The sequence below is a fragment of the Paenibacillus sp. FSL L8-0158 genome (genome assembly GCF_038592965.1).
GTDB classification, from domain to species: Bacteria; Bacillota; Bacilli; order Paenibacillales; family Paenibacillaceae; genus Paenibacillus; species Paenibacillus polymyxa_D.
The window spans coordinates 4359945-4380087 of record NZ_CP151949.1 but is presented as its reverse complement, the minus strand read 5'-3'; the positions used below and the strand labels follow the sequence as shown (position 1 = coordinate 4380087).

Annotated in this window: 17 protein-coding genes and 2 pseudogenes; 17 read left to right on the top strand and 2 right to left on the bottom strand. The window is 39.0% G+C overall.

Annotated features, from left to right (window positions below):
- Positions 1-252: 252 nt before the first annotated feature.
- The 13 genes and pseudogenes from NSQ68_RS19225 (at position 253) to NSQ68_RS19165 (ending at position 13781) form a co-directional block, all read left to right on the top strand.
- Positions 253-936 carry a zinc ribbon domain-containing protein gene (locus NSQ68_RS19225; RefSeq protein WP_342426905.1) on the top strand — a complete coding sequence of 228 codons (684 nt, stop codon included), beginning with the start codon at positions 253-255 and terminating at the stop codon, positions 934-936.
- 245 nt (positions 937-1181) lie between these two features.
- A complete protein-coding gene (locus tag NSQ68_RS19220) occupies positions 1182-1796 on the top strand; it encodes a copper amine oxidase N-terminal domain-containing protein (protein ID WP_342426904.1) in 615 nt (204 codons plus the stop codon).
- A gap of 202 nt (positions 1797-1998) precedes the next feature.
- Positions 1999-3270, top strand: a complete 1272-nt coding sequence (locus NSQ68_RS19215; protein ID WP_342426903.1) for a flagellin — start codon at positions 1999-2001, stop codon at positions 3268-3270.
- Positions 3271-3336: 66 nt separating this feature from the next.
- Positions 3337-3812: pseudogene (locus NSQ68_RS19210) on the top strand (hypothetical protein).
- Positions 3813-4137: 325 nt separating this feature from the next.
- Positions 4138-4848 carry an alpha/beta hydrolase gene (locus NSQ68_RS19205; RefSeq protein ID WP_342429138.1) on the top strand — a complete coding sequence of 237 codons (711 nt, stop codon included), beginning with the start codon at positions 4138-4140 and terminating at the stop codon, positions 4846-4848.
- Positions 4849-4867: 19 nt separating this feature from the next.
- On the top strand, positions 4868-5200 hold the full coding sequence (locus tag NSQ68_RS19200) for a DUF3102 domain-containing protein (protein WP_342426902.1): 333 nt from the start codon (positions 4868-4870) through the stop codon (positions 5198-5200).
- A gap of 694 nt (positions 5201-5894) precedes the next feature.
- Positions 5895-6236 (top strand): hypothetical protein, encoded by a 342-nt coding sequence (locus tag NSQ68_RS19195; RefSeq protein WP_342426901.1) that lies wholly within the window; start codon positions 5895-5897, stop codon positions 6234-6236.
- Between the two features lie 277 nt (positions 6237-6513).
- A complete protein-coding gene (locus tag NSQ68_RS19190) occupies positions 6514-7131 on the top strand; it encodes a recombinase family protein (protein WP_342426900.1) in 618 nt (205 codons plus the stop codon).
- Positions 7132-7790: 659 nt separating this feature from the next.
- Positions 7791-9209 (top strand): annotated as a pseudogene (locus NSQ68_RS19185) (helix-turn-helix transcriptional regulator).
- A 593-nt stretch (positions 9210-9802) separates the two neighbouring features.
- Positions 9803-11062 carry a WXG100 family type VII secretion target gene (locus NSQ68_RS19180; RefSeq protein WP_342426899.1) on the top strand — a complete coding sequence of 420 codons (1260 nt, stop codon included), beginning with the start codon at positions 9803-9805 and terminating at the stop codon, positions 11060-11062.
- Positions 11063-11392: a hypothetical protein gene (locus NSQ68_RS19175; protein ID WP_342426898.1), complete on the top strand. Its 330-nt coding sequence runs from the start codon at positions 11063-11065 to the stop codon at positions 11390-11392.
- 1626 nt (positions 11393-13018) lie between these two features.
- Positions 13019-13417, top strand: coding sequence for a hypothetical protein (locus tag NSQ68_RS19170; RefSeq protein WP_342426897.1), 399 nt, complete (start codon positions 13019-13021; stop codon positions 13415-13417).
- Between the two features lie 13 nt (positions 13418-13430).
- Positions 13431-13781, top strand: a complete 351-nt coding sequence (locus tag NSQ68_RS19165) for a hypothetical protein (protein ID WP_013311534.1) — start codon at positions 13431-13433, stop codon at positions 13779-13781.
- 149 nt (positions 13782-13930) lie between these two features.
- Here NSQ68_RS19165 and mnmA read toward each other — a convergent pair whose 3' ends face one another.
- Positions 13931-15052 carry a tRNA 2-thiouridine(34) synthase MnmA gene (gene mnmA, locus NSQ68_RS19160; protein ID WP_342426896.1) on the bottom strand — a complete coding sequence of 374 codons (1122 nt, stop codon included), beginning with the start codon at positions 15050-15052 and terminating at the stop codon, positions 13931-13933.
- Positions 15053-15356: 304 nt separating this feature from the next.
- On the opposite strand from mnmA, the gene NSQ68_RS19155 reads away from it, so the two are divergent.
- From NSQ68_RS19155 to NSQ68_RS19140, 4 genes are all read left to right on the top strand, one after another.
- Positions 15357-15776 carry an Rrf2 family transcriptional regulator gene (locus NSQ68_RS19155; protein ID WP_013311532.1) on the top strand — a complete coding sequence of 140 codons (420 nt, stop codon included), beginning with the start codon at positions 15357-15359 and terminating at the stop codon, positions 15774-15776.
- 11 nt (positions 15777-15787) lie between these two features.
- On the top strand, positions 15788-16939 hold the full coding sequence (locus NSQ68_RS19150) for a cysteine desulfurase family protein (protein WP_342426895.1): 1152 nt from the start codon (positions 15788-15790) through the stop codon (positions 16937-16939).
- Positions 16940-17074: 135 nt separating this feature from the next.
- Complete coding sequence (locus NSQ68_RS19145; RefSeq protein WP_029515728.1) at positions 17075-17596, top strand: PRC-barrel domain-containing protein; 522 nt, start codon at positions 17075-17077, stop codon at positions 17594-17596.
- 10 nt (positions 17597-17606) lie between these two features.
- Positions 17607-17819: a hypothetical protein gene (locus tag NSQ68_RS19140; RefSeq protein ID WP_013311529.1), complete on the top strand. Its 213-nt coding sequence runs from the start codon at positions 17607-17609 to the stop codon at positions 17817-17819.
- 165 nt (positions 17820-17984) lie between these two features.
- Here NSQ68_RS19140 and NSQ68_RS19135 read toward each other — a convergent pair whose 3' ends face one another.
- Positions 17985-19958 (bottom strand): methyl-accepting chemotaxis protein, encoded by a 1974-nt coding sequence (locus NSQ68_RS19135; RefSeq protein ID WP_342426894.1) that lies wholly within the window; start codon positions 19956-19958, stop codon positions 17985-17987.
- Positions 19959-20143: the final 185 nt, after the last annotated feature.

Genomic DNA, 20143 nt, shown 5'->3' with positions numbered 1-20143 from the left:
CTATGTCTATGTAGTTAATTTAATGGAATGTAGGTTTATTCTTCTGTTTCTTCTGCTATATCGAACAAATCTTCTAAGCCGATACCTAAATAACCACAAATGTTATCCATCATTGAGGTAGAAAGACGAGAGCTATCACCCCTCTAAATATTAATCAAGTGCCTAGCAATAGGTGTCTTTTTTGTTACTATAGACCCATTACCCAAGACATGGTAAACTATTGGTATTATTTGAGAGGTGGGACTGTTTTAAATGAACTCGTGTATTAATTGCAATAATCCACTAGAAGATGAAAGTTTATTTTGCAACAAATGCGGAGCTAAACAAAAAGATGATCGGCAGTTTAACGATAATCATGTTGATTCAGTCGATAATTCAGTTATTAAAAATAAAGGAAAATTATCCAAAAAAATTCTATTTATCACTGCGGCTATCTGTGTATTGTTTATTGTGTCAGTTGTTATCTATTTAAATACTCCTGAACAAAAGGCTAGAGCAACAGTGGACAATTACTTAAATGCCATACAACATGGTGAGTCTGTAAGTAAATTTAAAAATGAATATTTTACTGATTATGTAAATGTGTTGGATTTCAAATATATTAACACTAGAGAACATTTAAGTTATGACGGTAAGCAAACTCTCACCCTTGATGAAGATTGGTACAACAAATATGAGAAACAAAAATTTTCTAGCTTTATGGGTTTTTTGATAGTTAAGGAAGCTGAATATAGAGAAAATACAGATTACACTATTCTAGAGAGCAATAGTGAAAAATTAGTTGTCAGAGACAATAAAGTTGGACATTCATTTTCCTTCTTATACGATATGCAAGTAACAAACACCTCAGGTACTCCTATCTATAAAAGGGTTGTATTTGATGTCGACAACTTCTCTGGTAAATATAAAATCTCTGATATCATAGAAAAGTACTAGTACGACACACTATAATTACTCTTGCGATCTTATATAACTAATGCGGGTAGTTGCTTTTCCGTTTGTTTATACTATTTATAGAAAATGAAATCGATTTCGAAAATATTAAGATGGATGAATAAGTAAAAGCGCCTGTAATGGGCGTTTTTTTGGATTTATTTAAGTATAAAACAAAATTCTTCCTTTTTATTGGTACATTGTGCTAATATACTAGGTATATAATACTAAAAAGGGGTTGTAGAAAAGTGAAAAAGAAAGTACTAGCTAGTTCATTCGCCTTAGTGTTGATTTTTTCCAGTGCTACAGCATATGCTCATCCGGGTAGAACTGATTCAAATGGTGGGCATTATTGTCGTACTAACTGTGCTAAGTGGGGACTCCAAGATGGGGAATATCACTATCATAATGGTGGAGGGTCTTCTTCACGTAGTTCCTCATCTTCAAGTTTAAGTAAATCGACTCCTAAAAAGAGCGCTGCAAAGCCTAAAGTAGCGAAGCCAGCTTATAAAGAATCTGGATTAAGAGTTTATGTAAACGGAAATAAATTAAGTTTTAGTAGTGAGCCATTGATTTATCAGAATACCAACTTGGTTCCCCTTCGTGAGATTGCTGAAGGCTTGGGTGCTACCCTGAACTATGATAATAATAGTGGTACCATTGGCGTAACTAAAGGAAATAGTAAAATGACACTTACCATTGGAAGCAAAATAGTGTTTTACAATGGATCATCTGAAACAGTGAGCGCAGCACCTAAAGTAATAAAGGGAGTTACATATGTTCCTGCTCAGGTTTTTGCTAGGGGATTAGGTGCAGGAATTGAATTAGACAGTATTAATAACTCTCTGAAAATAACATATTAGAACCGTGTAAATAAGATAGAGAAGTTTTTTGACTACCTTCAATATACCAATTAAAGTATCACAGGTTTTAGAAAGTTACTTAAAATTTGTGATACTTTTCTGCTTGTATATTGATAGTGTGTTGTAAGTAAAACGATGATTTTACTGAAAGAATATAATGTACTTAAAAATCTTATGAAGACAGAGAATTACGGGAGAACATATGATTATCAATACGAACATTGTGGCAACAGTTGCAAGTAACAACTTAAAAAAGCGTACAGGTTTTGTCGATAAAACGATGGAGAAGTTATCATCAGGACTACGTATTAACCGTGCGTCTGACGATGCGGCTGGTTTAGCAATATCAGAGAGCATGAGAGCGCAGATTCGTGGATTAAATCAGTCTGCGCGTAATGCTCAAGATGGTATCTCTCTGCTACAAACAGCAGATGGAGCCTTGGCAAGTGTTAATGATTCTTTACATAGAATCAGGGAACTAATTATTCAGAAGGAAAATGGGATACTACAAAATAGTGATAAAGAGAATATCCTTAATGAGATGGTTGAATTGCTTGATCATATTGATGGTATAACTAGCAATACTGAGTTCAATGGGATTAATTTGTTTGATGGCTCGTTCTCTAGGAATGTTTACGCTGATGGTAATATTCCAATTACAATAAATAACATGGATCTCGGCTTACACTATAAAGAAAACTTTGACGATCATAATAAATTCTCACAGTGGTTTTCCGATGCTGGGCAGTGGAGTGTAAAGAATGGAGAACTTAGGCAAGAAACATTAGGTATAGGAGACAAAACAATATTGTCTCAAGTGATTAAGGATAATGAAATGACAATAACTGTGGATGCGAAATTCAATTCTGCTGATCCAGAAGGAAATGTAGGGATTATCATTAAAGGTGAAAGTTATGATAATGAAGTCTTTGGCTGGTATACACAAAAAGGAGCAATTTATTTAGGAGAAAGAGTAAATGGAATCTATAGAAACATTGGGATGATAGGAGTAGAAGCAGCGAATGTGGGAAAGACTTATAAGCTTTCCGCTTCAGTTGTTGGAGACTATTATACCTTCTCGGTTGAAGGGATAGGTGACATAAACGGCTACTCTGTTAACTCAAGTATGGTTGAAGGATATACAGGAGTGTTTACAGCCTTTTCAGAAGGTTCATTCGATAACTACAAAGTGATCCCTTCAATTACTGTAGAAGATATTGATAATGCTACTAATAGAGTATTATCAGAACGTTCTAAATTGGGAGCTTACCAAAATCGCCTGGAGCATGCAATTAATAATATCAACAACTATACGGAGAATCTTACTTCTGCGGAATCTCGCATTCGTGATGCCGACATTGCTAAACAAATGACCCAGTTGGCTAAAAATCGGATTATGCTTCAGACATCACAAGCAATTCTGACACAGGCTAATATAAAGCCAGAGAGTATGTTGCAAATGCTCAAGTCTTAAATTGTTAGTTATAATGATTTTATGTTATGTTACATATTTCCCACGGTTGGAAGTGACGAATGATAAATGAATCTAAACCAGCATCACACAATGACCTACACGTTAAATAGCGGTATAAAGGAACTATTAATCTATCCACTAAACAAATACAGGACTGGATAGAATCATATCGTGTAGGAAGTAAGTATGTGACTACAGTGGGTAAACAATATTTTGGTTTAAACCCTGAGTTGGTAGCAGATTTTAAGGTACATAATGAATACTCAGAGCAAAGAGAACATATAGCAGTGATACAGCAATTTACAGTAGCAAGTAAAGCCAGTGAACAGTTAGCAGATGCATACAGTCAGCACAAGACATTGATTCAGGTAGAATGTAAATGTGGTGCTTCCTATATAGAAGAGTCAGTGTATAAAAGGAATAAATGGGGATGTAAGGAGTGTAGTGATATTGTATTCTTGGATAGCAAGAAGGGTATGGTTAATACAGAGAAGGGTAAAGCTTGGTATATGACCAACAGGTATTTTGTTGAGAGGCGATGAGGATTTAACATAGCATTAAACCTACGGATATCAAGGGTTATGACATAATGTAGAAAGCCTGAGTTCCAGCTTCAACTATTCATATTAACAGTTACAGGTAAGATACTCACATCATATGGTATAGCACTCAATTAAAAAAATCGGAATCGGGTGAAAGTATGGTACTGACAGACAAGACAGCTCCTAAAAGTTAAAAACCCATACTACTACTTTTAGGAGGATAATCATGAATTCTAACAAAATAAATTTGGAGCAGTGGAATCGCAAAGAACATTTTGAACAGGAAGACAACATACAACTGGCTGTTTTAAGCGAGGATAAAGTAATAATAAAACAAGAATTGAAAATAGAGGGTATCCCGGCAATTTTGTGGGGTGGTAAATCAGATAAGATATTTATAGCTATCCACGGTAATATGTCAAACAAGGCAGATGATGCGATCGTTATATTTGCCGAAGAAGCAACGGTACAAGGGCATCAAGTCATTAGTTTTGATTTGCCTGAACATGGTGACCGCAAAGAAGAAGCGTACGCCTGTAAAGTTCAAAATTGTGTTCATGATCTTGACATAATCATGCGTTACACACAAAAGCAATGGGATGACATCAGTATCTTCGCTTGTAGCATGGGTGCGTATTTTAGTTTGCTTGCTTATAATAATTTCCCACTTAAACAATGCCTGTTTCTTTCTCCAGTGCTAGATATGGAGAGAATAATCAAAAATATGATGACATGGTTCAGTGTAAGTGAGGATAGATTAAAAGTTGAAAGAGAAATATCTACACCCATTGGACAAACACTTTATTGGGATTATTACTGCTATGTTAAATCACATCCGGTTAATACATGGAATAAGCCAACTGCAATTCTTTATGGTTCTGAAGATGATTTATGTGAATATGATGTGATATCTACTTTTGCAAGCCGATTTCATTGCCATCTAAAAGTGATGGAGCATGGAAAACATTATTTTCACACCAAAGAGCAACTGCAGTTTTATAGGCAGTGGTTGAAAGAACATTTATTTCTAAATTAATATACGCAAATTAAGCATAATGGGAAGCAAGGAGTTTTATCCCACTGCTTCCCATTTTACATACCATCCAGCGCTGTTTTCATCTTCTATAAGCTACAAACAAATAGCTGGTCAATCAGTGTTTGAGATTGGGCGACGATTGAAGCATGTGAAAGAGAATGATTTGGTACATGGTGAGTGGGAAAAGTGGTTAAAGACAGTTGATTTTACTCCCAGAACAGCACAAAGAATGATAAAAGCTTTTGAGCAGTTTGGAAATGCGACGACGTCGTCGCTTTTGGCAAACAGCAAAGTATTCGAAATGCTCACTCTACCCGAATCTATTGATCGTCTAGATTTTATTAATCAGTAGCATACTGTCCCTTCGACTGGTGAACAGAAGACGGTGGAGGAGATGACTGTGCGTGAGTTGTTTGAGGTAAAGTTGAGTTTCTTCTATTATATAGAACCAGCTTGATAGAGTGAAAACTGATGAAAAAACATGAAAATAACACTTCCACTCCGCTATTCCTGTTACGATTACGATACGTGTTTGCTGTTTTTAAAAACATAGATATTTAAAGGATTTTTCAAATTTTAGTTTTTCACAATTTAATTTATAAAAGCTCAAAAATCCCTTGATGTATCAAGCTTTTTTGGATATTTTTCTCCGATACGTACGATTGAAACCACGTTGCAAAGCAATTCTTTATAAATCCCTTTATTTGTCTGCATTTTCACTGTTTTTTCGATATGGAACGATGTAAATATATTCAGGCACAATTTTGAACCAGAATGGCTCAAAAAGCCATATGGAATAAGGAGTTTTTGAACATAAGACCAAGTTTCACGATTGAGCTTCGATAAGGGCGTCGATGCGGCTTATCCTCCCTCATATGGTTGATAATGTGTTAACCTCAACCCTATCGCTATTCACTTACAAAATTTTTCTAGTCATGAGATCGAAAATATAAAAATCTCGACTCCAGACTATTTGACTGTAAGTAGTCGATTGTATATGATTTCAATATATGGATATATAAATCGATTAGAAGAGAAGGGGTTCTGTGAGAGTAAAAACAAGAACTTGGGGCGTGGCTTTTCTCGCTTTTAGTGCTATTGCGTTCGCTGTGGTAATTACTAATAGTGTTTTTGCTAGCAGCGATACTTCTGGAGAGTCAGATAGTGTTACAAAAGCAATAATTCCTGATAACGTATTAGAAGGATTTAATCATCCGGATAAGATATCAACTAAGGATGGATTGTTTGTAAAAGATACTAAATCAATCCAGACTGTAGGGGATTTCAGTCAAGATGAAGTAGTCTACGATGGTTCAAAGACTACGGATAAAACAAAAGCGATCATTCAATATGATGCTACTTACATCAAGGAAGAAGACAGTAAATAGATTTGTGTACTAAAGGATTTAAAAGTTAAATTGTATAATTGGAATATCTAGGGCGATTTCGGTTGCCCTTTTTATTATGCTCAATTTAGCCAAGGTCTTTTTCAACACTATGTCATAAAGTATACCTTTTGCAATAGAGGTCCATTGTATGTCATAAGTGGTTATGGTACATGTCAAATAGTATATAAAATATTTTGAAATGTTTCATATGTATTCATATACATTTCGACATGGTTTTGCTATAATATAATCAATGAAATAGCAAAGGATGATCCATATGAGTGAGATTAGACACTATGGTTACATAAGAGTATCGACGAAAGATCAGAACGAAGCTAGACAATTGGAAGCAATGCAAGGTTTAGGTATCATGGAACGAGATTACTTTATTGATAAGATAAGCGGCAAGAATTTTGATAGACCACAATATCAAGCATTGAAGAGTGTACTTAGAAAAGGCGACATTCTGTTCATCAAGGAACTAGACAGACTTGGACGGAATGCAGAAGAAATCAAAAGTGAATGGCAAGATATTACGCACGAGATAGGCGCACACATTGTTATTCTTGATATGCCTATCCTTGATACCAGACAATATCATAATGGCTTGGAGAAGGTTATATCCAGTATTGTGCTTGAATTACTCAGCTACATGGCAGAACGTGAACGTGAGAAGATAAACGGTAGACAATCTGAAGGTATAGCAGCAGCAAAAAATAATGGTGTGGTATTTGGTCGGCCTAAACAGGCAATAAGTGATGCCTTCATTGCGGTTTATAAGGAGTGGAAGGACGGCAGCATAACAGCAGTTGAAGCAATGAAGCGTGTAGAAATGAAGCCTAACACATTTTATCGTAGGGTAAAGGAATATGAGCAACAGAAACAAGTAGGATAAAATAATAATCATGTGTACACTACGTACACACTCACAAGCCTAGTGTAAGCATGCTAGGTTTCTTTGTTTATTAATAACCACATATTAGGGTATATATTTTGAAGAAGGGGGATAGTTTACACCCAAAGCGCCTATTAAATTTCCAAATAATGCAGTAGCACATCTACCTACACACTGAAGTTATTTTATGAACTGATTTTGCTTCTATAGATACCCGGGGATGGTTAAAATCAATTGACCATTCACTTTCTACAAATATACCCCTAGCACTTCCACTCCCCGACACAGCATAAATTTTACTCGATGCCATCCTAAATATCGTTAAGGTTGCTTGTATGCTATATATCCAATCTAAGCTCAATTCATAGATAAATTACAAGGGAATATGAACGTAACTATTAATCTGGTAACTTTGTATTGGATGAGTTGTATTATGATTTACCCAATAAATTATACATAACATAAAGACGATACTTTTAATCATGAAACCATCGTAAACTATCCCAAAAGGTATCTTAAGTACATATATGAAAGGTATATGATTTTATGCCAAAAGATGGTATGATATATTGCGGAAAGGTTGTTTTATCATATGATTGCAAAAGTTCTCTTTTTATAAGTTGATATTCTACAAGTTCCTGACAAGGGGGGGTTATGGCATGAAGCATACACCTACGATTTCGGCAGAGTTTGAAGATTATTTAAAACAAAATAATATGACGTTGGCTCAATTTGCGGAATATTCAGGGGTTCATCAAAGAACGCTTAGTAATTGGATTACACAACATCGTCCTGTTTCCGTGGAACAGCTTGATCGAATCACTTTGGCTATGGGTTTACCAGATGGTCGCTTATACGATTTATACATAGAAAACTACATTATCGACCTTCCCCCCAACATGAGACGAATTGAACCGTTGTTGTATCGTTGTGCGGAACTGGACAAGCTGGATGCGATCAGTCGAATGGTTGGACATATTATGGACAATCTACTCTATTCACCCAAGTTATTTGAAATTGCGGAAAAGTTATTTGAACAAAAACGACATGCTGCTGCACTACTACTCTACGTGGGTGTAGCCGAAACGGAAAAGTACCAACATTCTGAACGCTTGGCAGTCTGTCAATATCGTATATTCAAGATTCAGATTGGAGAAGATCAAAATCGCAATCTCAGTGCAGCTACGATATTTGAAGTCTTTGTTGAGCGACTAGATGAAATAGACCAACTTGACGCATTGAAGGATTTAGCCAACGTGTATAGGTCTTTGCGTAAATGGGACAAGGTTGATGAAATGGCAGGGAAAATGAGAGATAAAGCGAAAATCCAATATACTTTGAAACACCAACAAAAGAGTAGAGAGCATGATGAATCAACTAATAAGCTAAGTCGTCCCATGTTTGTGTACATCACTTATGCTGATTTACTGTGTGCAAGTGTATGTGAAGCGCAAGACGATTATGAGCAGGCATTACAATATACATATGCCTACGCCGATTTAGATTGGGTCTTGGAGAATGACGAGGATACTCAGCACTGGGTTCACTTGTTCAAAGATTGGGCAGAAGGTAATACTTATGTTAATAAACTCCTTTCTGGAGATACAAGTGTGCTTACGGATTATGTTGAGTACATTGCATCAACAAATGTAACCAAAGAAATGATTACTAAGCTGTTGAACGTAATGCTTGCCGCTAACTGATATCAGTTAGATGTGGATGATGTCCTTAAACGCTTTGAAACGCTTATTGACTCTTTTGCGCAACTCGGACAGCCATCATCTGACATGTACACTAAGCAAGTTATACCAGAACAGTTTGCACGATTTGGTTATGAGTTGGCCTATTATTATTTACATCGAGGCATGTATAGTGATGGTTTTAAAAATTTGATGTATGCATTGGCAAGTTATCATATACTGAATAATGAGACTTATTATATAAATTGTATAGGGTTGTTTGAGTGTTTTCGCGCTCATGCGGTTCCTGAAACCAAAGCGGAGTATTTAAATCTTATTGAAAAGGTGTGGTTAAGTAATGTTAAAAAAAAAAATAATACTGCTAATCTTCGCAGCTAGTTTTTTGTTTATTGTTACTGTGCCTGTTCAGTCGCATAGTCATATCCAACTCCAAGATCAAATTGGAGGAGCATGAACGTGTAAAAAAAATAAATGAAAAAGGTTTTGAAACAGTGCACTCCTAAAACGATTCTATGGGAAACAAGGTAGAACACTAAAACATATAACAAATTCAGTGGAAGGTTAGATGGGATATTCCGTCTAGCCTTTTTGATTTGTGTAGAATTGAAAAGAATTTATGGAATTAAATATGGAATTAACCATCAAAAGAGGCAAACCAAAATTATTTTGGTTTGGCAAAAACTCAAGAGGATATTGCCATTGATTTGAACATAACAACTCAGCAGCTACATAACTATAAAAAATTCATGAGTTGCAGAATATGGTTAGGGGCGAAGTTTAAAGCTAATAGTGCTACGTTGATCCATGTAACTTATAATAAGGGGTATAATACTTTTGACATAGTAACCTGTTTATTTCAGTCCATTGGTCACATAATATAAAAAGGAAATATCAGGATAATAGATGGATTGTCCCTAAACATCTCCTTCTGATAAGATTATTTCCATCAAAATTAAAGTGGGCGTGGTAGAATGGGGAGAATATTAGTTCCACCTGACAAACTGATGGAAGTTGCTGATCAGTTTTTACAAGGTAAGCATGAAATGGAACGTATGCTGAATTTTTTGAGTGGACGAATTGATTTTGTCCAACAAGGCTGGTCGGGAGCTACCCAAGAGAGATTTTTTCAAGAATTTCAGGTTTCTCGACAATCCATGAGTGTGACGCTTGAACGACTATCAACAGTAGCACAGGAACTTATTTTTATTTCAAAAAACTTTACAAAGGTGGACGGGGAGAAAGTCGTACTGGATGTGCCGTGGCTTGGAGCCCCTGTTAAAACGGCATCCACAGGTGAAGGTTGGTTACATAAAATCTTTGAACAAATCGGACGAGCTGAGATCACCAAGGCTGAAGCTCAATTGGAAGCTAGCAAACTTCAAGGAGAAATCCTTTGGGATACTGCACAGGGAGCAAAAGGAACTATTCAGGAAAATTTGACATTGGGGATGCTGCCAGATAAAGAACGGGATTATGATCATCCCATGGCAGCTAAAGTAGGAGAAATTCTTGGGAATGTTGCTACAACATTGCAAGGGGCTGGTGAGGTAGTAGCTGGAATAGGTGGAGAAGGATTATCAGTTGCTGTTTCATCTACAGGAGTAGGGAGTATAATCGGAGTACCAGGATTAATTGGATCGGCAGCTTTGGCGGCGCATGGAGCTACAACTGCGGTTAAAAGTGCAAATGGAGTAGGGGAAAAAACAGCAGAACTGTGGCAGATGGTAAAAGGGGAAGGTGGAGGTAAAAATTCAAGGCCTTCAAGTTCCACCGTACATCATGAAGTGACAAGTCAACCGCCTTCTACGATTAAAAATCCAAAAGAAGTGGAGATTGTCAATAAAAAAGGTGAATCTATAGGAGAATTCGATGAAATTGATTTGAAAAAGAAAATATTCTACGAAGATAAATCTGCAAAAGGATTGGATAAAGTAAATCCTAAGACAGGTTTACCTGCTCAAACGCCCCAAGAATTTACGGATAAACAATTATTAAAAAAGACTCGAAACCGAATCAATGAACTAGAAAATAATGCATTTACTACAAGAGCAACAAAAAATAGTTCATCTGATATTCCCCATCTCGATAGTATTAAAGATATTCGAGAATTTGTATTTAGATTAGATGGTGATACACCTGAATTGAGAAAAGCTGCTGAGAACAGCCTAAATCAGCTTAAAAAGGAGTTTCCAGATTATAAATTTAGTGTTCAGTTTGGAGGAGGAAAATAAATGTCAGTGAGCGTTATGATACTCGAACCACAAAATGAGTTTGAAAAAAGTTTTTTTCTTCCCGTTGCGTCAGAATCATTTTTTAATGAATGTTGGCAACCAGCTATCGATTCTTTAGGATTACAATGGATAGATTTGTTTTCAACAGGAGTTGATGTTGAGGAGGAAGACTTACCAAATATTTTGTCTGAGCTTCGACAACTTCAGAATTGGGCAGAAAGAAATTTAGAGGAGGATCACAAAAATAAACTCGTTGAACGAGTAATAACACTCATAAAAAAATTGCCTAGCGCGTTTCAGCGTAAGGAAGCAGTTGTTTTTATAGGATAGTGATAGTTTAAATTAAAGGGTGTATTCAATTCGACTTGTATACACCCTTTCTTCAGGCAAGGGTTATTAGATTAGTTATATTGGTTGTATTGAAAATAGATTGAATCTCAAACTGATATTCAATTGAAAAGTCCATTTTTGACTGAAAACTACATGAGAAGATTAATTGTGTTCGTATATTTCTGGTGTTACTTCAGATGTTGCAATTCAGATCACGACTTTTGAAAATCACTCCGGCAAAAATGTTATGCTTGGGGAGGAGAGAATACATTCGAACATTGCACGACAATTCCAGATTGGGACGAAATGAAGGAAGCTAAAGCAGGGTCAATCTGGGTCAAACGAGTCGCCAAAATAAGCGAACTGGAATTTTCGCTTCCTTTATATATGCATATTTCAGCGACTACAAATATACATAGCCGAAAAATATATCAATAGAGTATATAAGAAAAACTTGTAATTAAGGGAATATATACTATACTGGAATAGTGACAGAAATAAAACAATAAATTGAAAGGAGAAACAAGGTGAGGCGAAGATGAAGCAGAATTGAAGGAAAAAAGTTGAATAATTACAAGGACAATACATATTGCTTTACCACAGTTACAATTAGACAGTAGATTTTTAAACACAGCAAGTAGATAAAACGAATACTAGATTGGATAGATTGGATAGATGGAATTAAATTGGTTTTTAGGATTGGCAAACTTAATATTATTTTATTTGTTCTATCTGAAATGGATTGTTAAGTTTATTTGTTGTGCGATCGATCTTTGAAAATTGAAAAGTAACGGGAGAAGTCTATATTTCAAGATAAAAATGTTGCTCATACGCATTAGTAGTGGTCTATTTGCTTTGCTTTAAATGATTACTCCGTATGTGGAGGATAGCTATGAGTGTACCTTTGAAGCATTAAACGTGACAAAATAGCCAGAAGGGTGCGCTAGTAAATGCCTGATACATATAAGTTTTCTAATACATCTAGTATAAAATGTGACAAAATGGCTCTCATGGTACTCAAAATAATGAAAAAACGTGACAAAGTAATATATAGAGTATCGTATTTTCTCTAAACTTTATGACAAAATGGACGTTTTAAGGGATATATGCTCGCATGGCGAAAATTACATAGTAATGTCGTTATCTATCTACCTTTTTTGGTTTATTCGTAAAAACACCTATTTGACAAAACAGGTCAGAGGGGACATGTTTTTGACTTGGTTTCATGACAAAGATGGCGTTTCAGGGGACATATTATTAACTTAGTATAATAATCTTAAGATAACTAATATAATATCTCATATTTGGTTTGGCAACATAAATATTTGTTTCGCTTACGCTTGCTTGGAAAAGATAAGGTCAAGGTCAATGAAATATATATATGATATAAATTTAGTCTCTTATTTGTTGTTGAATGGATTAGAGTATCGAAAGACAAGAATCAATCCAACTAACAATAAGCTACAGTTTTATTTTGAACGTAGTGAATATTTGAATGAGTTAATTGAGCAGTTTAAGTCATCACCGTTTAAACAATTTTGACGCTACCAGAATCAAGTTAAAAAAGTATGGCACACTATGAAACACTAAATTTTTACACAACATTCCAAAGGAGAATCTGAGAAGTTGAATTATACGTTAAAGCATATCAAGATCAAATCGAATTGGTTTGATTCAGGCGGTAAATTCTCAAAAATGGGGATTGATGCGTTTCTTATATATCTTACGCTGTTTAGATTTCGGTTACACAACCAAGATTATGAATTTACATTTTTAACTTCTATATCATATGCACTGCGGCATGAGTACCAACATTTTCTTGATGATAAAGCTAAAGGATTTCCTAGTTTGGATGTAACATATGAATTCAAAAATAGGATTATCATGGAACTTAGAGCCTATATGGTGGAGATAAAAGAAGCAGAGAGGATTGGAAATAAGGCACTTGCAGAACACCTTTGGAACAATTACAGGGATGAACGGCAGTATCTTTTAGAGAATTATGGGCCAGTTAAACTAGATTGAGGGAGATAACAGAATGAAGCTACTTACTTTATCGAAAGAAATACGAGAGGGAAAAATAGGTGACGATCAATTGGTGGAATGTTTGGATATCCAGCATAATCAGGTACAGTTGAATGCAATGAGTCAGATCGCTAAAAAGAAACTATGCAATGAGAAAATAATCGAAAAATTGAAACATATTAGCCAGTTCAGAGACCCTAAGGTAAATAAGCTTTTTGGTATTGATACGCTTGGACACTATAGTATTGCTGTGCTTCGAGTATTGAACACTTCTGAATCTATAAAACAGTACGAGCTGTTAATGTCTGAACTCGACGATTTTGATAAAGGAATAGTTGAAAGAATTACAGAGGGAATAAGTTAATATTTATGCTAGAATTCCATTTAAAGAGCAGATCATGAATTCTTTACAATCCATAAACTAAAAACAACTTTCATAAAAAAAGTCGCCCTTCCAAATCTGGAGAGACGACTTTTTTAATTCCTGCTATATCAATGCAAAATGGCCTTTGCTTAAACTGTCTCAGGCTGAAGCTTTTCAACCTTATCAATGGTTCCTCCACCCAGACAGCGTTCCCCGTCGTAAAATACAACAGCTTGTCCAGGCGTAATGGCCTTTTGATGTACATCGAATATGACATGCACGCTTCCATCCGCAAGCCATTCTAAAGTTACTTGCTGATCAGGTTGGCGATAACGGAACTTGGCTGTGCAACGGAATTCGCCGGTCGGACGAGTATCTGCGCCTTCAATCCAGTTCACATCCGTTGCAATCAGGCTGGTAGAATACAGGCTGTGGTGACGATCACCTTGTACCACATACAAAATATTCTTCTCCAGATCCTTATCCGCTACGAACCACGGTTCGCCTGAACCCGAGCCGCCAATGCCCAAGCCTTGTCGTTGACCCAGTGTATAGTACATCAGACCATCGTGGCGTCCTTTGACTTCACCAGTAGCGATATCCACCATGTCTCCACCTTTTGCAGGCAGATATCCACTCAGAAACTCCTTGAAATTACGCTCGCCGATAAAGCATACGCCTGTGCTGTCTTTCTTCTTGGCCGTATACAGTCCCGCAGCTTCCGCAATTTTACGCACTTCTGGTTTCGGCAGATGACCAATCGGGAACATGGCTCGCGACAACTGTGTTTGGCTTAATGCATTCAGGAAATAAGTCTGATCCTTGTTGCTATCCACACCTCGCAGCAAAGTAAAGTGGCCGTCTTCTTCCACAACCCGTGCATAATGTCCAGTAGCAACATAATCTGCTCCCAAATCCAGCGCTTTATTAAGAAACTCGCCGAATTTAATTTCACGGTTACACATGACATCCGGGTTGGGTGTGCGTCCAGCTTTATATTCATCAAGAAAATAGGAGAATACTTTATCGAAGTATTCTTTCTCAAAATTGACGGTATAGTAAGGAATGTCGATCTGTTCACAGACACGGCGCACATCCTCCGCATCCTCCTCAGCCGTACAACGGCCAAATTCATCCGTGTCATCCCAGTTTTTCATGAAGATGCCGATTACGTCATAGCCCTGCTCCTTCAGCAGCAGCGCGGTAACGGATGAGTCGACGCCACCGGACATCCCGACGACGACACGGGTTTCATGATTGGCTTTAGCCATGGTCATCACCCAATTCTTTCAATATTGTTGTAGAACCCACCTATTATAACATAAACGATAATAAGATACGATGTTTGGACGATCAAACGACACGGCGAACGATGGAAGAAAGCTATATAAAATGGGCTAAAGCTGTTCCAAATCGCCCGAAAGCAACTTTTTTTGAGATTGTTACCGTAATGTTTCCCTTTACCTGCCCTAATATGTTAACATAAGCAGAGGGTTAGGATCGGAATAGAGAGGTTTACAACACCAGTTATTCCGCGTGTTTAACGGAATTGTTACTATAAGTGAGGTGGCACAATTGAAAATATCAACGAAGGGCCGTTACGGCCTGACCATTATGATGGAACTTGCAGCCAGGTTTGGCGAAGGCCCAACTTCTTTGAAAAGTATTGCCGAAAAAAATCAGCTGTCAGAGCATTATCTGGAACAGCTCATTGCGCCTTTGCGTAATGCAGGTTTGGTAAAAAGTATCCGTGGTGCTTACGGCGGTTATATTTTGGCGAATGAACCGGCAGGAGTAACAGCGGGAGACATCATTCGTGTACTGGAAGGTCCGATTTCTCCGGTCGATTTCACAGAAGAAGACGATCCGGCAAAACGTCAGCTGTGGCTGCGAATTCGTGACAGCATTGCTGAAGTGTTGGATTCTACTACACTTAAGGACTTGATCACATATCAAGAACATGATGAATTGGATAATTACATGTTCTACATTTGAGGTGGAATAACATGAACAGAATTTATCTGGATCATGCCGCATCGACTCCTATGCATCCTGAGGTTGCGCAGACTATGATGGACATCATGACTGGCCAATTCGGCAACGCTTCGAGCGTTCATGCCTTTGGCCGCGATGCCAAGCGCACCGTCAGCGCAGCTCGGGATGCCGTTGCGGCCTCTTTGGGCTGCAAGCCTGAAGAAATTATTTTTACGAGCGGAGGGACAGAAAGTGATAATCTGGCCCTGTTTGGGACGGCTACGGCAGACGGCCGTACTTCCGGGCATGTGATTACAACCGCTATTGAACATCACGCAGTGCTTCATGCTTGTGATGAGCTGGAAAAAGCGGGGTATGAGGTGACTTATGTCCCGGTCAACGGTTTTGGACGCGTGAACCCTGCGGATATCGAGGCTGCCATTCGACCGGACACTTTTTTGATCAGCATGATGTATGCCAACAATGAGGTGGGCGTCATTCAGCCGATCTCAGAAGTAGGGCAGATTGCGAGAGAACATGGCATTGTATTCCATGTAGATGCGGTTCAAGCTTTCGGTCATATATCCATCGACTGCCGGAACCTTCCGATTGACTTACTGAGTGTGTCGGGTCATAAGATTAACGGACCGCAAGGGGTTGGAGCATTGTATATCCGCCAAGGTACACGCATTCAGCCGCTAATGCATGGGGGACTTCAGGAAAAGAAACGCCGTGCCGGAACAGAAAACATCGCCGGTATTACGGGGCTGGCTAAAGCCGCAACTCTTGCTAATGCTTCCATTGAGGAGCGTGGGGCGCACGATACGGTTCTTCGTCAGACGTTGCTTAAAGGGTTGGAAGACACTCTGGGTAGCCAAAATTTTGTGATTAACGGTGACCCTGATCATTCTTTACCTAATGTTCTCAATGTTAGCTTTCCGGCCATTAGTACAGAGACCATGCTGATGAACCTTGACGTGGAAGGAATCGCAGCAGCAAGCGGATCAGCCTGCACTTCCGGATCTCTAGAGCTATCGCATGTATTGCAGGCAATGGATCTTCCTGAAGATGTTTTACATTCAGCGATTCGGTTTAGCTTCGGTTTGGGTAATACTACGGAAGAAATGGAATACACGGCCAAGAAAATTGAAACCATATGGAAGCGGCTGCGTACTAGGTACTAGGGATTTCTCCGCATTTTAATAAGAAGGGAGGGGCGGTTTTCCATTTCATTGCATGAACGGAAGCAAGGTCTGACAGGCATGTAGGAAAAGGACCGCACCTTCGTTCAGATTGCAGAATGAGGAGGTACCCTATATATGAAGCTTCAAGATATGATCGGACTTGCCGTTTTCGATGTGGAGGACGGGAAGCAGATTGGTAAAATACATGACTTTATGGTGACAGCGGATTGGCGAATCTCAGGAATCGAGTTGGAAGGAAAAGGACTTTTTTCTTCTCACGTGAAAATGGTTGCTTGGGATGACATCGTTGCTTACGGTGAGGATGCGATCATGATTCGCAATCAGCAGGCTGTGCGTAAAATGGAGGCCCATGATATACAACATACGTACTTGCTTGGACCTTGTAAACTGAAGGATCTATCCGTGCTAACAGAGGAAGGGCTTATGCTCGGGCACATCTCGGATGTTTATTTTGACCAGGAAATGGGCAATAACATAATAGGCTTGGAAATCAGCGATGGTTTTGTATCGGATATTATAGAGGGGCGGAAATGGCTGCCCTGCACCGAAGAGATGTCCATCGGGGAAAATGCTGTTATGGTTCCCCCATTAAGCGAGCAGCGTCTGGAAAAAGCCATATATTCTGTTAATGGATAGGGTGAGTTTATTGAGATGTCCGAATTGTAATTCCAAAGATATCGGCAAAATTGGCTCCCATCAATTTTATTGCTGGGGATGCTTTATCGAACTTCAGGTGAATGGTGAAAAAATGTCTGTCTACCAAGTGGAAGAGGATGGAACGCTCAGTTCGCTGGACGACCTATTCTTTGGAGATGAGATGGCACAACAGGACTTGCCGCAAATTCACGCTTCTTCCTAAGCTGGACACCAAAAGTGGACAGGCTGCTTACTAAGAGGTGTGATCTACATACGGCTTAGTAGGTTGGATAACGCTTGATAAAAAACAACGAAGAGGGTGCCCCGTACGGCCATAATGGCTGGGGGCACCCTCTTTTGTATACCGTTTTTGTGAAGATGGTTAGTTCTACAATTTAAAGCGTTTGACCTCTTCCAATAGAAGATCTGCATGAGAATCGAGTTTGGCAGAAAGGTCAGCAATATTATTCATGGCATGACCTTGTTCTTGCACAGAGGAGGCCACTTCCTCTGTAGAGGCTGCACTTTGCTCAGAAACAGCGACAACGCTGGAAATGACGTCGGAAATATGCCCGGCATTCACACGGAGATGATCTGCGGCGGCTGTAACGTCCTCAATTTGGGCAAGCATATGCTGAGAAGCGCCACGAATGGATTCAAACGCCTGTCTTGTTGCAATGGCAGCGTGCTCCTGTTCTACAGTTACAGCAAGAGCCTTCTTCATTTCCTCTGCACTTTGTACTCCTGCAATTTTAATTTCTTCCAGCTTACTCATGATACTGTCACTGGAACTGCCCGCTTGCTCAGCCAGCTTTCTCACTTCTCCCGCCACGACGGCAAAACCTCGTCCGTGTTCCCCGGCCCGTGCTGCTTCGATAGATGCATTGAGGGCCAGCAGGTTTGTTTGTGCTGCGATATCGTGGATGGCCCCAGCCAGCCGCTCAATATCCTGAGTTTTCAGCGCGAGCGAATCTACCGCTTCTCCTGCCGCAGTTGTCGTTTGTCTGGACTCGGCGGCCAGTTTCGCTTGACGTTCAGCTGTTTCATACCCTGCGAGCACGGCAGAATCTGTTTCGAACACGGCAGTTTGGGTTCGTTTGACACTTTCGCCAATCTGGTCGATGGAGCCTGTCATGTGAGTCAGCTTCTCAGAGCCGGAATAAACAGCCTCAGCTTGATCGCTCGCTCCTTGAGCAAGCTCCTGAACTGCACTGGAGATTTGTGACGCGATGGTTCCAGTATCCTTAGCGTGCTGATGCATATCATGGGAAGCTGAACTGACATCGCCCGCAGTATCTGATACCTTGCGCAACAGGTGAGAGAGATTATCAGACATGATATTAAAATCTGTACCCAGGCTGGCAATTTCATCTTTACCCTTAATATCCACACGAGCTGTCATATCGCCTTCAGCTATACGTTTGACGTTCACTTGAAGCTTCCGTATTGGCTTGATAAAGTTGTTTGCCGCCCAGATCGCCAGCAGCATAGCAACGACCAAGATGATAGCAACGGTAATAATCAACTGATTACGAGTGGAGTAATACTCCTGAAAAGCAATATCTTTTGAAATGGACAATCCTACAATCCAGCCAGTGCTAGGCATCTTTTTAAAATAAAGCTGACGGTCACTGCCATTGTAGCTATAGTCTGTTTTTCCCGAATCTGTGCTCAGCAGGGCCGCAGTTGATGAACCCAACTCGGGCGTATCCTTAAGGTTTTTACCGGCCAGCTTGCTGTCTGGGTGCGCGACCACAACTCCATTCTGATCAATCAGAAATGCGTAGCCTAATCCGTTCAGGTTTATGTCTTTAATGATTTTTGTCATATCATTTAACATAATATCCTCGCTGACTACCCCGGTGATAGAGCCGTTGGAATCCTTGAGAGGTTTAGCAATGGAAATGGTGAAGTCATTGCTACCTGCATCAGTGTAAGGTGAGGAATAATACATTTCTCCCTTGGTTTTGGCATCCTTGTACCACGGACGAGCGCGAGGATCATAACCAGCTTCAAACCAGCCAGATCCATCCCAGTAGGATCCATCTTCAAAGCCTGCGTAGATGTTGGAAATATTTTGATCTTTATAGTTTTGAAAAGCTGCTTTCAGAGATACGATTTTGGCATCTGATGAAATATCACTGGATTCCAGACCTGCAGCCAGTGTCTCGATAATTTTGGCATTGCCGCTGGTCCATCCGTCGAGCTGATTGACGGTTTCGGTGGCTTTACTGGTCATAAGCTCTTGTATGTCACGGTTGGCCTGATTTTTGATACTTGTCATGCTAATAACGGATAAAGGCCCGGCTGCAACGATAACAATACAGGTGAAAAGGAGAATAAGCTTGATTTTTAAGTTCATGTAATGACCCCCCGATGTTTCAGAAATATGAAATTCAAAAATAGTGCTTTGTACTTATATCGTCAGATGGAATGACTTTGTTAATGTTTTCATCCGTTTTCATCATTTTTTTACAATGGGAATCTATGGGGCATTCCAGAATCGCGGGAAGGATTAAAGTAGAGGTACAGGCATATACTTAAAGG